Source organism: Janibacter melonis (genome assembly GCF_020567375.1).
Classification (GTDB): domain Bacteria; phylum Actinomycetota; class Actinomycetes; order Actinomycetales; family Dermatophilaceae; genus Marihabitans; species Marihabitans melonis.
On the sequence record NZ_JAJBZM010000001.1, the window covers coordinates 393686 to 408446 of the forward strand.

The window sequence follows — 14761 nt, forward strand, 5'->3', positions numbered from 1 at the left end:
AACTCGTGCGAAGCCGGGGTTTGTCATGCTCAGCGGGTCACGCGGCGACGGCGAGGGCTGCCGTGACGGCGGCGATGATGCGATCGGTGTGGAAGAGGTCCGCCCAGGTCAGCCGCACGACGACGTAACCGAGGGCGCGGAGCCGGTCCTCGCGCTTCTTCTCACGGAAGAGGGCGTCAGTGCCGCCCTCCGTGTACTTGACCTTGCCGTCGAACTCCAGCAGCACCCGGGTGCCCTTGATGCGCAGGTCGACCCGCCCGACGAAGACCCCGTCCTGGTCGGCGATGTCCACCTGCGACTCCACCTCGAGCCCCGCACCACGAAGGGCGACCCGGGTCACGCTCTCACCGAGGGACTCGGCCGCCGCGTCGGCCCACGCGAGGGCACACGTGAGACGGGACGAGCGCGGGGTGCCGGCCATGGCCTCTCGGACGGCCTCGAGCTCGTGCATCGAGACCTTCCGCTCGTGGAGAGCGGCGTCGATCGACGCGACGCCGGCGGGGATCCCGTGGTCGACGGCCGTCTGGGCGAGCGCGTCGGGCAGGGGCACCGCCGGACCCCAGGGCGTGGCGACCGGCTCCTGGCGAAGGGGCCGGATGCGCAGCTGCTCGGTGAAGGCCTCGCGGGCGATGGGCCGGCAGATGTCGGTCCGGATCACCGCCACCTCGAAGGTCGGCACGCCATGAGCCTCGACGGCGGTGCCGCTCGCGAGGACGGCGTCCGGGTAGACCCGCAGGGCCGCCCGGGCGAGGAGGCGACGGTGCTCCCCCTTCGTCCACTCCCCGGGTCGGGTGTAGGCGCCCCGGCAGATCCTCACGATGACACCGCGGCGGCACCCGGCGGTGAGGACCTCGTCGCTCATGCCCGTCCGCAGGGCGTCCTGGCGGGTGAAGATGCCGTCCGGCATCGCGAGCAGGCTGCTGAAGATGTCTGGGGTGACGAGATGCATGCGTCACGGTCGCGCTCTGTGCCCTGTCGGCGCCGTGGTCGACCCCGGGCTGTGGACGAGGTTCCCGAGCGGTCGGTGCCTGGGGACAACCACGTCGAGGGCACTGAGCAAGACAAACCCCGGCTCGGCAGGAGTTCGGGACTCGTGCTAAGCCGGGGTTTATCGGGTGACCCGAGAAACTTGGGGCAGGTGGGGCGTCAGCGCAGACGCTCGACGAAGTCGGCCATCTCCACCCGCGGGCCGGTGTAGAAGGGGATCTCCTCGCGGACGTGGAGGCGGGCCTTGGAGGCGCGCAGCTCGCGCATGAGGTCGACGATCCGGTGCAGCTCGTCGGCCTCGAAGGCGAGCACCCACTCGTAGTCGCCGAGGGCGAAGGAGCTGATGGTGTTCGCGCGCACGTCCGGGTAGTCACGGGCCATCGCGCCGTGCTCGGCGAGCATCGAGCGGCGCTCGGTCTCGTCCATGACGTACCAGTCGTAGGAGCGCACGAAGGGGTAGACGCACAGGTAGGCACGGGGGTCCTCGCCGGCCATGAAGGCCGGGATGTGGCTGCGGTTGAACTCCGCCTGGCGGTGCAGCGCGGCGACCGACCACACGGGCTCGAGGTGCTGCCCGAGCGCGGTGCGCAAGAAGCGGTGGTAGGCGCCCTGCAGCTGCTCGATCGTGTCGGCGTGCCACCAGATCATGAGGTCGGCGTCGGCGCGCAGACCGGCGACGTCGTAGGTGCCGCGGATGCGCACCCCGTCCGCCTCGAGCTCGGCGAAGAGCTCGGCGACCTCGGCCGCCGCGCCCTCGCGGTCCTCGCCGAGCGGGCTCACCGCGGCGAAGACGGAGAACATCGCGTAGTGCACCGAGGAGTTGATCGCCTCGAGCTGCTCGCGCGACGGCTTGGACGGGGACGGACGGGTGCTCATGCGATCTCCTTGGTGTGGCTCAGCTGGTCGTGGGTGATGTCTGCGGTGGCCCGGGCGTGGGCGATGACGGCGGCGATGCCGACCCCCTCGTAGGTCGCGCCGGTGACGGCGAGCCCGGGCAGGTCGGCGAGCCCGGAGACGACGCGGGCGACACGGGCGCGGTGGCCGACCGTGTACTGCGGCAGCCCCCCGCCCCAGCGCTGCACGTGGCTGTCGGCGACCTGCGGCACGGGCCGGCCCAGCGCGGTCGCGACGTCGGCGAGGGCCCCGCGGACGAGCTCGGCGTCCTCGCGCTGCAGGCTCGTGACGTCGCCGGCGCGTCCGACGGAGGCCCGCAGCAGGAGCAGCCCGTGCTCGCGCGCCGCCTGCGCCGCCCACGCCCACTTCGTGCTGACGAAGGTGCTCGCCTTGATGAGCCGCCCGTCCACCGCGGGCACGAGGAAGCCCGACCCCGGCAGGTCGTCCCAGCCGTCCCGACCGGCGGGGACGGCGATCGTCACGACGGCCATCGAGGCGGTCTCGACCTCGGCGAGCGCGTCGGCGGCGACGGGGGCGACGTCGCGCAGGAGACGGGTCGCGGCGGGTGCGGGGGTCGCGACGACGACCGCGTCCGCGTCGATCGCCTCGGACGCGGTCGTCGGGCCGACGACGACGCGCCAGCCCTGCGCGGTGCGCTCGACGCCGCGGCTGATCGTGCCGAGACGGATCTGCCCGCCGTGCGCGCGCACCCGGTCCGCGAGCGCGAGCGGCAGCTGGTGGACTCCCCCGTCGACGCCGAGCAGGGCGGGTCCGCGCCGGCCGGTCGCCCCGCCTGCGCCCGAAGCGGGTGCCGCCGCGGGGTCGGCAGGAGGAACGAGCGCGCGGGCGCCGGCGGCGAGCGAGCCGTGCTCGCGCGCGGCCTGCCACAGCCCGCCCATCGTCGAGGGGAGCGAGAGCTCGTCGACGCGGCCGGCGTAGACCCCGCCGAGGAGCGGCTCGACGAGCCGGTCGACGACGGCGCGGCCGTACTCGGCGGAGATGCCCGCGGCCACGGAGACGTCGGCGTCGGGCCCCTCGCCGAGGGCTGCTGCTCCCCCCTTCGCCGCCCGCTCCTGCTCCTGCTCGGTGAGGACGCCGCCGGTCGTCGCGGCGTCCGCAGGGACACCCATGTAGGTCCGGGTGGGCAGCGGCACGAGCCGGCCGCGGTCCCACAGCTGTGCGGGGACGGGCTCGGGGCGCACCTGGCGCTGCGCGAGGCCGACGCGCTCCAGCGCCGCCGTCGCGTCGTCGGTGATCCGCACGGACTCGGCGCCGACGTCGAGGCGCACCCCGGCGACCTCGGCCGGCGCCACGACGCCGCCCACGCGGTCGCGACCCTCGACGACGAGCACGTCGTGCCCGCGCGCGGCGAGCGACTCCGCGGTGGTCAGACCGGCGATCCCGGCCCCGATGACGACGACTCGAGCCATGCCCCCAACTCTGCCACCCACGCGTGACCCGATCGTGACCGCCCCGGCCGGAACCCCCCGCCCCGCCGGCGCCGTCCCATCCCCGACGGCGCCGCACCCGGCGGTGCCGCGAGAGCAGGGGGCAGACGATGAGCACGCAGGCGAGCAGGACGCACCGCGAGGACAGCACGAAGGGGTGGCGCCGCCCGGCCGTCGGGACGGCCGCCGCGGCGCTGGTGGCGGCGGTGACGCTCACGGGGTGCGGCTTCGGCGGGTCGTCCTCCGACTCCGGCGTCCCCCGGTCCGAGGGCGCGACCGCCCAGGGCGAGGGAGGCGCCGCCGAGGACTCCTCGGTCGCCGACGACCAGGACGCGAGCCGACCGGCCACCGGCGCGAAGGGGGCGACGGGCGCGCGCTCCCAGCAGCGCACCGTCGTCTCGCAGCAGCGCCTGGCCCGCAGCGCGACCCTCGACCTCACCGTCGCCGACGTCGACCAGGCCGCGGCGAAGGTCCGCAGCGCGGCCGCCCGGGTCGACGGCGCGGTGACCTCGGAGGAGGTCTCCTCGGACGAGGGTCACGCGTGGGGCGAGGTGGTCGTCACCGTGCCGAGCTCACGTCTCGACACGACCCTCGACGCGCTGTCCGAGCTCGGGACCGTCGAGCGGCGCACGACCTCGACGAGCGACGAGAGCTCGACCTACACCGACACCTCGTCGCGCATCAAGACCATGCGGGCCTCCATCGCCCGCGTCCAGCGGCTCGTCGCGAGCACGGACGACATCGACCAGCTCGTCACGCTCGAGAGCGACCTGTCGACCCGTCAGGCCGACCTCGAGTCGCTCCTGGCCCAGCTCAAGGACCTCGAGCGGCGCACGAGCACCTCGCCGGTGACGGTCAGCCTGTCGCAGGAGGGCGCGCCGGAGCGTGAGGACGAGGACGCGACGGGCTTCGTCGCCGGGCTGTCGGCCGGCTGGGACGCCTTCGGCAGCTCGGCGGCCGTGCTGCTCACGGTCCTGGGGGCGCTCACCCCCTTCGTCGCGCTCGGGCTGCTCGTCACCGCGCCGCTCGTGTGGTGGTGGCGGCGCCGGCGGGTCAGCGCGCCGCTCGTACCGGCTGCTGGTGGACCAGCTCGACGACACGGGTGAGGACGTCGGGGTCGGTGGTGGGCAGCACGCCGTGGCCGAGGTTGAAGATGTGGCCCGGCGCGGCGTGGCCCTCGGCCACGATGCGCTCGACCGCCGCCGCCAGCGGCTCCCACGGGGCGAAGAGGAGGGCGGGGTCGAGGTTGCCCTGGACGGCGTGGCGGCCCTCGAGCCGCTCGATCGCGTCGGCCAGCGAGGTCCGGTAGTCGACGCCGACGACGTCGGCCCCCGCCGCGCCCATGTCGCGCAGCAGCTCGCCGGTGCCGACCCCGAAGTGGATCGTCGGGACGTCGAGGTCGGCGACCATCGCCAGGGCCGCGGCCGAGTGGGGCTGCACGTGCGTCACGTAGTCGGCCCGCGAGAGGAAGCCGGCCCAGGAGTCGAAGAGCTGGACGACGCTCGCGCCGGCCTCGACCTGCACCCGCAGGAAGGCGCCCGCGATCCGCGCGAGCCGCTCGCACAGGTCGTGCCACAGCTGGGGGTCGCCGTGCATGAGCGCCTTGGTGCGCTCGTGGTTCTTGCTCGGCCCGCCCTCGACGAGGTAGCTGGCGAGGGTGAAGGGCGCTCCGGCGAAGCCGATGAGCGGGACCGGGCCGAGCTCGGCGACGAGCCGGCGCACCGACTCGGTGATGTCCGGGACGTGCTCGGGCGTCAGCTCGGGCAGCCGGTCGAGGTCGGCGCGGGTGCGGAAGGGCTCGGCGACCACCGGACCCCGGCCCGGCACGATGTCGAGGTCGACGCCCACGGCGTGCACCGGCACGACGATGTCGGAGAAGAAGATCGCCCCGTCGACGCCGTGACGGCGCACCGGCTGCATCGTGATCTCGGTGACGAGGTCGGGCGTGCGGCACGCGGCGAGCATCTCGTTGCCCTCGCGCAGCGCGCGGTACTCGGGCAGCGAGCGGCCGGCCTGACGCATGAACCACACGGGCGTGCGGCGCACGGGCAGCCCCCGTGCCGCGCGGACGAGGTCGCTGTCCGCCGAGGTCGTCGCCGCCTCGAGCGGCTGCTGCAGGCCCGGTGCGGCACCGGTGCGGTCGGCGCGGGCGTCGGCGGTGGGGTCGGCGGTGCTCACGCCCCGATCCTCCCCCACGGCCGGGCCGGTGACGAAACCCTCGTCCCCCCTTCGCCCGCGGCTCAGCCGGCGGCGAGCAGGACGACGCCGAGGAGGGCGAGGACGACCCCGGCCGCCTGGACCGGCCGCAGCCGCTCGTGCAGGACGAGGGTCGCGAGCGCCACCGTGGCGACCGGGTAGAGCGAGGCGAGGACGCTGACGACCGACAGCGGGCCGCGCGTCGCGGCGAGCGCGTAGAGGACGTTGGCCCCGAGGTCGGCGACACCGACGAGCAGGATCCCGGACAGGGTCGCGCGCGGCGGCACCCCCACCCGGCGCACGGCGAGCGCGCCGAGGAGCACGACGAGCGCGCCGACGACCTTGAGCGACCACAGGGTGTGCAGGACCGAGCTGTGCGACCCGCGCTCGACGAGCACGAGCGAGGCCCCCAGGCCGAGCGCCGCGAGGAGCGCGAGGAGGACCGGGAGGCCGGCGCGCTCCCCCTTCGCCCCCGTCCGCAGCTCAGGACCGCTCGCGAGGACGATGCCGACGACCGCGCACAGGAGGCCGATGACGACGAGGACGCCGACCGGGTCACCGCCGAGCAGCCCGACGACGACGGGGACGACGACGCCGCACGCGGCGACCGGTGCGACGACGCCCATCCGGCCCGCCGCGAGCCCTGCGTACAGCGCGCACAGGCCGAGGGTGCCGACGACCCCCGACAGGCTCCCCCACAGCCACCAGCGACCGGGCGGCAGCGGCCCGGCGGAGAGGACGGCGACGCTCGTGAGCACCGCGGCGACCGCCAAGCTCCACCCGAGGACGACCCCCGCGGGCGTGCGCCGCGACGTCAGCCCGGCGACGAAGTCCGAGCTGCCCCACACCACCGCCGCGAGGAGGCCGAGGACGAGGGTCACCCCGCGAGGCTAGGCGAAGGGGGAGCCCCCGGCCTGGCACCGCGGGGTCCCTGCGACGGGAGCGGGCTCCCTGACGCAGGCCCGGCAGGAGAGGATCGGCAGGTGAGCACTCGCACCGGACCCAGCCGGAAGCCGGATCAGCGGTGGTTCGTCGAGGTCGCACGCCGGCCGAGCCTCGGGGTCGAGGTGACCAGCGGGCGAGCGTGGGTCGGCGTGGACCAGCAGGTCGGTCACGGGTCGGCCGACGCGCTGTACGCGCTGACCGACGAGCAGTACCGCACGGGGCTGGCCGAGCCCGACGCGCTGCGACCCTTCCTGGGTGAGTGCTGGTCCGGTCACCGCCCGGACCGGCTGCTCTTCAGCCCGGCGGGCGGTCGGTGGCGTCCCGAGCGCTGGTCGCCGTGGGCCGAGCGGACCGTGCCGCCCCGGGTCGCCGGAGAGATCTGGTGCCATCTCGACGCGCTGGGCGCGGCGGTCGACGACGACGCCGTCACCCGGTCGCGTGCCCTGGCCGGCGGCACGGCCCGGGCCGTCGAGCGCGACGGCGTGCACCTCGGGGTCGAGCTCGACCTGACCGGTGGGGCCGCACATCCGCGAGCGGGAGCGCTGGTCGTCGGTCTGGCCGCCGGCAGCGATAGCGCGCGGGTGGCCGCGATCCTCGGCGACCCGGTCGACGAGGGGCCCGACGTCCATCGTCTCGAGGGCGATCGACTCACCGCACGCTACGACGACGCCGGCGGCCTCGTCGGCCTGACGCTCTCCCGTCCGGCTCCGCCCACGGCACCCGTCGGGGCCATAGGGGTCATGCTTCACGCGCTCGGTCAGGACGAGGGCAGCGCGCCGCTCGGGGCGTTGATCGCCCTGCTCGGCGAGCCGCGTCGTCGGTGGACCGACTCGCTGCTGGGGTCGCGACGCATGATCGAGCTCGCCGGTGGGGTCGAGGTGCTCCTCGACGACCGGCGCGTGACCGAGGTCCGCACGCCCGCGCTGCACCCCGACGAGGGCCGACCCGCCCTGCTGTCCGGGCTGACCCGACCGCCGTCCCGGGGCGAGGTGGCCGACGCCCTGGGGCACCCGGTGATGACCACCGCGGACCTGGACCTCTTCCGGTCCCCGGTCGGTGACGTGGTGGTCGGCTACGGAGCCCTCGGGACCGCGGTCGCCCCGAGATCGGTCTCGGTCCGGGCTCGGGGCGGTCACGCGGTCCCCGACCGCCGGTGGCGGGTGAGCGGCGACCTGGTGACCTTCCTCGACACCCTCGGCCGCGACCGTGACCATCCTCTGGTCGATCGGGTGCGCGCCCTGCCCGGGGTGCGCGTCGGGTTCCGCGCCAACCAGGTCGACGAGATCGAGCTGGGCGGGCGCCACGGGGGGCACCGGCTCGCCGCGGCCGTCGACGGCCTGCCGCCGCAGCCGACGCGGGCAGACCTGCGCGCCCTGCGCCAGGGACTGGCGCCGGCGCGCACCGATCCTCAGCGGGTCGAGCAGCGACCCGTGGACGGCGGGGTGTGGACCGTCCGCTACGACGACGCCGACCGGGTGACCAGCATGGTCGTCAGCCGGGACTGATCGGCCCGGCGTGGGGAGGCCGAGGACGAGGGTCATCCCGCGATGCCAGGCGAAGGGGGAGCCCCCGGCGTGGCAACTCCCGCGGGGTCACCGGTCGACCTACCCTCGCGACGTGGCCACCCGACCGACCTCCGCGCAGGGCGCGGACGACTTCGAGCACGCTCTCAGCGCGCTGCACGCGGCGAGCGTGCGGCCCGAGGTACGGCTCACCGAGGTCCCCGCACCCACCCGGATCGCCCCGCACGCCGTGGCGATGACCGGCGACGTGCTCGACGCGAACGGCGAGGACGAGCTCGCCACCGGACGCTTCGTGCTGCTGCACGACCCCTCCGAGCCCGAGCCGTGGGGCGGCCCGTGGCGGGTCGTCACCTACGCACGCGCCGAGCTCGAGCCCGAGGTCGCGACCGACCCGGTGCTCGGCGAGGTGGGCTGGTCCTGGCTCGTCGACGCCCTGGAGGAGCGCGGTGTCGAGCTCGTCGCCGAGGCCGGCACGGTGACGCGCGTCGTCTCGGAGTCCTACGGCGACCTCGAGGACCGCTCGGTGAGCGTCGAGATGGAGATCCGCGCGTCGTGGAGCCCGCAGGACGCCCAGGTCGGGGAGCACCTCGAGGCGTGGGTCGACCTGCTGTGCACGATCGGCGGGCTGCCCCCGCTGCCCGACGGCGTCGTCGCCCTGCCGGGGAGGCGCCGATGAGCACCGCCGGAGGCGGACCGGACGAGAGCGGTCCCTCCGAGGTCCGTGACCTCGAGGAGGCCGCCGAGCAGCCCACCCCTGCTCCTCTGCCCGTGCTGTCCGAGCCGGCCGAGGGTGTGCCCGACGTCGTGACGACCGAGCGCGGTCTGCTCGAGTGCGCCGAGGCGATCGCCCGCGGCAGCGGCCCCGTGGCCCTCGACGCCGAGCGGGCCTCGGGCTACCGCTACGGCCAGCGCGCCTACCTCGTGCAGGTGCGCCGCGACGACGCCGGCACCTGGCTGCTCGACCCGATGGCCGTGCCCGACCTCTCGCCGCTCGACCGCGCGATCGGCAGCGGCGAGTGGCTGCTGCACGCCGCGACCCAGGACCTCGCCTGCCTCGCCGAGGTCGGCCTGCGGCCGCGCCAGCTCTTCGACACCGAGCTCGCCGCCCGTCTGCTCGGGCTGCCCCGCGTCGGCCTGGCCGCCGTCGTCGAGCACTACCTCGGGCTGAGCCTGGCCAAGGAGCACTCGGCGGTCGACTGGTCGACCCGCCCGCTGCCCGAGCCGTGGCTGCGCTACGCGGCGCTCGACGTCGAGGTGCTCGGCGAGGTGCGCAACCTCATGGGCATCGACCTCGCCGTGCAGGGCAAGGCCGAGTGGGCGCGCCAGGAGTTCGAGGCGCTGCTCACCTGGCAGCCGGCCGTCAAGGACGACCCGTGGAGGCGCACCTCGGGGATGCACAAGATCCGCAAGCCGCGCGTCCTCGCGACCGTGCGCGAGCTCTGGTACGCCCGCGACGCCATCGCCCAGGAGCGCGACATCTCCCCCGGCCGCGTCGTCCCGGACGCGGCGCTCGTCGCCATCGCCATGGAGTCCCCGACGACCGCGGCCGACCTGCCGACCTCGCCGCGCAGCGTGCCGCGCTACGGCCGGCACTGGCTCGCCGCGGTCGAGCGGGCCGCGGCGCTCCCCGACTCCGAGCTGCCCCCGGTGTCCGTGCGCACCGACGCCCCGCCGCCGCAGCGCAGCTGGCCCGACCGCAACCCCGTCGCCGCGGCCCGGCTCACGACGACCCGCGAGATGCTCACGGCCTTCGCCGAGGCGCACACGATCCCGGTCGAGAACGTCTGCGCGCCCGACCCGCTGCGTCGCGTCGTGTGGACGCCCCCGGAGCAGACCGACGCCGCCGGCTTCGAGGCGGCGCTCGCCGCGCACGGCGTGCGGCCCTGGCAGCGAGAGGTGGTCGCCCCGATGCTGGCGGCAGCCTTCGAGGAGCACACGGGCTGACCCCGCTCGGCCGCCGCTCGTCCCCCTTCGCTCCCGCTCTGACGCGCGCTACGACGCAGTAGTGGTCGTGGTCGCGACCAGTACTGCGTCGAAGCGCGCGTCGAAGGGAGCACCGTCACCCGGCGGCGAAGGGGGCACCGTCACCCCGCGGCGACGGGGTACCGCCATCCGGCGGCGAAGGGGACACCGCCAGCCGGCGCGACGGGGCGCGTCAGCGGGCGCGACGGGGCGCGTCAGCGGGCGCGGGCGGCCAGGTCCGCGAGCAGGTCGGTGACCTCGCCGGGAGCCTCCTCGGCCATGTGGTGGCCCGACCCGACGACGACCTCGACGACGTCGTCGGCCCAGTCCTGCCAGATCCGCACCGGCTCGCCGTACAGCTCGGCGAGGTCGTCGTCGCGGCTGCGGGCGAAGGTCGTCGGCATGCGCAGCCGCCTCCCCGCGGCCCGGTCGGCCTCCTCGTCCGCGCGGTCGACGCCCAGCCCCGCGCGGTAGTCCTCGAGCATCGCCCGGACGACCTGCGGACGCACGAGCGCCTCCTCGAGCTCGGCGAGCGCCACGGCGCCCATGTCCTGCGAGGACGGCGCGTACCAGGCGAGCGGGTCGGCGAGGATCGCGCGCTCGGGCTTGTCGGGCATCGCGAAGAAGAACCAGTGCGGCCACGCCGCGGCGAAGCGTGCGTCGCACCGCGCCAGCGCCTCGCTGATCGGCACCCCGTCGAGCACCCCGAGGGCGGCGACGCGGTCGGGGTGGTCGAGGGCCAGCCGCAGCGCGACGTAGCAGCCGCGGTCGTGCCCGGCGAGCACGACGCGAGGCACGTCGAGGACGTCGAGCAGCCGCACGAGGTCGCCCGCGACGGCGCGCTTGGACTGCTGCCGGTGGTCAGGCAGCGGGTCCGGCGAGGTCGACGCGCCGTAGCCGCGCATGTCGGGGACGACGACGTCGTGCCCGCGCTCGACGAGCCGGCGGGCCACCTGGTGCCACGTCGCGCCGGTGCGCGGGTGCCCGTGGACGAGGAGCACCGGTGTGCGAGCGGGGTCGGTGAGCCGGTGACGCACCCGCAGGACGACCTCGCCGACGTCGACCCGCTCGTCGGCGAAGCCCTCGAACATCTCGGCGCCGCTCATCCGCCCACCCTGCCGCACCCCCTTCGCCCCGGCGGTCCCCGCGCTCCCCCGTCGTCCCCCATCCCTGTCCACCCACCCGCCCAGACCCCCACCTACCCCGCCGTCCTGGTGGTGATCGCCCCACCGACGGGGTGGTAGCCGGGGGTCTCGGCGGGGCGGGGTGGGACAACTCACCCCACCACCCCTCGTGCGGTGAGCGCTCGCTTAGTAGCCTGACGTCACCCCGCCATCCCGGTGGGGACCCCCGAGCGAAAGTGAAGGCCGCCGTGCCCCGCACCCCGCGTGAGGTCGTCTTCGTCGATGGCGTGCGTACGCCCTTCGGCAAGGCCGGTGAGAAGGGCATGTACGCCCAGACCCGTGCCGACGACCTGGTCATCAAGTGCATCCGTGAGCTCCTGCGTCGCAACCCCGACCTGCCGCCGGAGCGCGTCGAGGAGGTCGCCATCGCCGCGACCACCCAGATCGGCGACCAGGGCCTGACCCTCGGCCGGATGGCCGCCCTGCTGTCCGGGCTGCCGAAGACCACCCCCGGCTACAGCGTCGACCGCATGTGCGCGGGCGCGATGACGGCGGTGACCAACGTCGCCGGCGCCATCTCCTTCGGCGCGATCGACGTCGCCGTCGCCGGTGGCGTCGAGCACATGGGGCGTCACCCCATGGGCGAAGGGGTCGACCCCAACCCCCGCGTCGTCGCTGAGAAGCTCGTCGACCCCAGCGCCCTCGTCATGGGCAAGACGGCCGAGAACCTCCACGACCGCTACCCGAGCCTGACCAAGGAGCGCAGCGACGCCTACGCCCTGGGCAGCCAGCGCAAGCTCGCGCAGGCCTACGAGGACGGCAAGATCCAGCCCGACCTCGTCGAGGTCGCGACCCGGCACGCCGAGAAGGGCTGGGGGCTCGCGACGACCGACGAGCCGCCCCGCCCGCAGACCACGCTCGAGGACCTCGCCGGGCTGAAGACCCCCTTCCGCCCCCATGGCAACGTCACCGCCGGCAACGCCGCCGGTCTCAACGACGGCGCGACCGCGTGCCTCATCGCCTCCGAGCAGGCCGCCGCCGAGCTCGGCCTGCCGGTGCGCATGCGTCTCGTCGACTTCGCCTTCGTCGGCGTCGAGCCGGAGGTCATGGGCTACGGCCCGGTCCCCGCAGCCGAGAAGGCCCTGGCCAAGGCCGGCCTGGGCATCGAGGACATCGGTCTCTTCGAGCTCAACGAGGCCTTCGCCGTGCAGGTGCTCGCCTTCCTCGAGCACTTCGGCATCGCCGACGACGACGAGCGCGTCAACCGCTACGGCGGCGCCATCGCCACCGGGCACCCCCTCGCGAGCTCCGGCGTGCGTCTCATGACCCAGCTCGCGCGCCAGTTCGAGGAGGACCCGAGCGTGCGCTACGGCATGACCGCGATGTGCATCGGCATCGGCATGGGTGGCGCCGTCATCTGGGAGAACCCCCACCACGCCGACTACGGCTCCGACACGACGAGCGAGGCCTGAGCCATGACGACCACCGCAGCCCCGACGACCGCGCACGACGAGGTCGTCACCCACGCCCCCGCCCAGGACGTCACCCTCCCCGGCGGCGCCGGGACGATGGCCCTCATCACTCTCGACAACGGCCTCGACCACACCCGGCCGAGCACCTTCGGCCCGACCGGCCTCGCCGAGCTCTCGCAGACCGTCGCCGAGGCGCGGCGCCGCGCCGAGGCCGGCGAGATCCAGGCCGTCGGCATCACCGGCAAGCCCTTCGTCTTCGCCGTCGGCGCCGACCTCTCCGGGGTCCCGCACGTCACCTCCCGTGACGAGGCGCGCGAGATCGCCCGGGCCGGCCACGCCGCCTTCGCCGCGGTCATGGACCTGCCGGTGCCCACCTTCGCGTTCGTCAACGGCGCCGCGCTGGGCGGCGGCGTCGAGATCGCGCTCGCGTGCGACTACCGCACGATCTCCGCGGGCGTCCCCGCGATCGCCCTGCCCGAGGTCTTCCTCGGTCTCGTGCCCGGGTGGGGCGGCTGCTACCTGCTGCCGCGCCTCGTCGGCCCCGAGGCGGCCCTGAAGGTCGTCGTCGAGAACCCCCTCAGCCAGAACCGCATGCTCTCCGGCCCGCAGGCCGCGAAGCTCGGCATGGCCGACACGATCTTCGCCCCCGTCGACTTCCTCGAGGACTCGATCCGCTGGGCCGCCTCGGTCCTGCGCGGCGAGACCACCGTCGAGCGCGCCCCGGTGAGCGACGACGAAGGGGTGTGGGCCGCGGCCTGCGACGCCGCCCGGGCTCTCGCCGACGCGAAGACCTCGCGCACCTCTCCGGCGCCGTACCGCGCCATCGACCTCGTCCAGGCGGCCCGCACGGCCGGTCGCGACGAGGCCTTCGCCGCCGAGGACGAGGCCCTCTCCGACCTCGTCATGGGCGACGAGCTGCGCGCCGGGCTCTACGCCTTCGACCTCGTGCAGAAGCGCGCGAAGCGTCCCGCCGGCGCCCCGGACAAGGCCCTGGCCCGTCCCGTGGGCAAGGTCGGCATCGTCGGCGCGGGCCTCATGGCCAGCCAGCTCGCGATGCTCGTCATCCGCTCGCTCAAGGTGCCGGTCGTCATGACCGACCTCGACCAGGACCGCGTCGACAAGGGTGTCGGCTACGTCCACGCCGAGATCGAGAAGTCGCTGGCCAAGGGCAAGATCAGCCAGGACAAGGCCAACCAGCTGCGCGGCCTCGTCACCGGCTCGACGAGCAAGGACGGCTTCGCCGACGCCGACCTCGTCATCGAGGCGGTCTTCGAGGAGATCTCGGTCAAGAAGCAGGTGTGGGCCGAGGTCGAGGCCGTCGTGCGCCCCGAGTGCGTGCTCGCCTCGAACACCTCGTCGCTGTCGATCACCGAGATGGCCGCCGACCTCGAGCACCCCGAGCGGGTCGTCGGCTTCCACTTCTTCAACCCCGTCGCCGTCATGCCGCTGCTGGAGATCATCCCCGGCGAGCGCACCGACGACGCGACCCTGGCGACGGCCTTCTCCGCCGGCAAGGGCCTGAAGAAGACGTGCATCCTCGTGGGGGACAGCCCGTCCTTCATCACCAACCGCCTGCTGGGCCGATTCATGGGCGAGTTCAGCCGGGTCGTCGACGAGGGCACCCCGGTCGAGGTCGCCGAGCGCGGCGTCGCCGGGCTCGCGCCGATGCCCCCCTTCGTCCTGCTCGGTCTCGTCGGCCCGCCGATCGCGCTGCACAACAGCGAGACGCTGCACCGGGCCCTCGGTGACCGCTTCTACGTCTCGCCGAACCTGCAGACCATGGTCGAGATGAAGAAGCCGGGCTACTACCTGTGGCAGGACGGCAAGCCCGTCGCCGACCCGGAGCTGCTCGCCGCCCAGGTCGCGCCGGAGCAGCCCGTCGAGCTCACCGTCGAGCAGGTCCGCGAGCGCGTCCTCGGGGTCATCGCCGAGGAGGTGCGCCTCATGCTCGACGAGGGCGTCGCGCAGGCCCCGATGGACATCGACCTCGCGATGATCACCGGCGCCGGCTTCCAGTTCTGGAACGGCGGGATCACCCCGCTGCTCGACCGCGAGGGCGTGTCCGAGCGCGTCACCGGGCAGCGCTTCCTGCCGCCGGGCGTCGCCTCCGTCCCGGCCTGACCCCGCGCTACGGCGCAGTACTGGTCGTGATGACGACCAGTACTGCGCCGTAGCAGGAGCACGAAGGGGGACCCGCGCACCTCGCGCGG

Annotated in this window: 12 protein-coding genes; 6 read left to right on the forward strand and 6 right to left on the reverse strand. The window is 74.7% G+C overall.

Translation table 11 applies throughout. The features are described 5' to 3' along the window. Positions 1–37: 37 nt before the first annotated feature. The 3 genes from LIV55_RS01885 to hemG all read right to left on the reverse strand — a co-directional run bounded on the left by LIV55_RS01885 (position 38) and on the right by hemG (position 3311). Positions 38–949, reverse strand: coding sequence for a type IV toxin-antitoxin system AbiEi family antitoxin domain-containing protein (locus tag LIV55_RS01885; RefSeq protein WP_123091880.1), 912 nt, complete (start codon positions 947–949; stop codon positions 38–40). 197 nt (positions 950–1146) lie between these two features. After that, positions 1147–1863 carry a hydrogen peroxide-dependent heme synthase gene (gene hemQ / locus LIV55_RS01890; protein ID WP_191563807.1) on the reverse strand — a complete coding sequence of 239 codons (717 nt, stop codon included), beginning with the start codon at positions 1861–1863 and terminating at the stop codon, positions 1147–1149. Beyond that, the gene (gene hemG, locus LIV55_RS01895; RefSeq protein ID WP_229299012.1) at positions 1860–3311 is read right to left on the reverse strand and encodes a protoporphyrinogen oxidase; all 1452 of its coding nucleotides are present in this window, start codon (positions 3309–3311) and stop codon (positions 1860–1862) included. Before hemG ends, hemQ begins: the two co-directional genes overlap by 4 nt. A gap of 128 nt (positions 3312–3439) precedes the next feature. On the opposite strand from hemG, the gene LIV55_RS01900 reads away from it, so the two are divergent. Next, complete coding sequence (locus LIV55_RS01900) at positions 3440–4435, forward strand: DUF4349 domain-containing protein (RefSeq protein WP_229299013.1); 996 nt, start codon at positions 3440–3442, stop codon at positions 4433–4435. On the opposite strand, the gene hemE is transcribed toward LIV55_RS01900, so the two are convergent. Together hemE and LIV55_RS17080 are read right to left on the reverse strand one after the other, a co-directional pair. Continuing rightward, complete coding sequence (gene hemE / locus LIV55_RS01905; RefSeq protein ID WP_191563827.1) at positions 4383–5447, reverse strand: uroporphyrinogen decarboxylase; 1065 nt, start codon at positions 5445–5447, stop codon at positions 4383–4385. The two genes, LIV55_RS01900 and hemE, sit on opposite strands and share 53 nt — an antisense overlap. A 122-nt stretch (positions 5448–5569) precedes the next feature. Continuing rightward, a complete protein-coding gene (locus LIV55_RS17080; protein WP_229299014.1) occupies positions 5570–6406 on the reverse strand; it encodes an EamA family transporter in 837 nt (278 codons plus the stop codon). A 102-nt stretch (positions 6407–6508) separates the two neighbouring features. On the opposite strand from LIV55_RS17080, the gene LIV55_RS01915 reads away from it, so the two are divergent. From LIV55_RS01915 to LIV55_RS01925, 3 genes are all read left to right on the forward strand, one after another. Further along, positions 6509–7975 (forward strand): hypothetical protein, encoded by a 1467-nt coding sequence (locus tag LIV55_RS01915; protein WP_229299015.1) that lies wholly within the window; start codon positions 6509–6511, stop codon positions 7973–7975. A gap of 112 nt (positions 7976–8087) precedes the next feature. Next, the gene (locus tag LIV55_RS01920; protein WP_068275439.1) at positions 8088–8669 is read left to right on the forward strand and encodes a DUF3000 domain-containing protein; all 582 of its coding nucleotides are present in this window, start codon (positions 8088–8090) and stop codon (positions 8667–8669) included. After that, on the forward strand, positions 8666–9937 hold the full coding sequence (locus LIV55_RS01925; protein ID WP_191563802.1) for a ribonuclease D: 1272 nt from the start codon (positions 8666–8668) through the stop codon (positions 9935–9937). Before LIV55_RS01920 ends, LIV55_RS01925 begins: the two co-directional genes overlap by 4 nt. A gap of 233 nt (positions 9938–10170) precedes the next feature. Here LIV55_RS01925 and LIV55_RS01930 read toward each other — a convergent pair whose 3' ends face one another. Next, positions 10171–11061, reverse strand: a complete 891-nt coding sequence (locus LIV55_RS01930; protein WP_229299016.1) for an alpha/beta fold hydrolase — start codon at positions 11059–11061, stop codon at positions 10171–10173. Between the two features lie 266 nt (positions 11062–11327). Between LIV55_RS01930 and LIV55_RS01935 the strand changes: the two genes are divergently transcribed. Both LIV55_RS01935 and LIV55_RS01940 read left to right on the forward strand, forming a co-directional pair. Beyond that, on the forward strand, positions 11328–12551 hold the full coding sequence (locus LIV55_RS01935; protein WP_229299017.1) for a thiolase family protein: 1224 nt from the start codon (positions 11328–11330) through the stop codon (positions 12549–12551). A 3-nt stretch (positions 12552–12554) separates the two neighbouring features. Then, entirely contained in the window at positions 12555–14672 is a 2118-nt protein-coding gene (locus LIV55_RS01940) for a 3-hydroxyacyl-CoA dehydrogenase NAD-binding domain-containing protein (protein ID WP_229299018.1), read from the forward strand. Positions 14673–14761 lie beyond the last annotated feature (89 nt).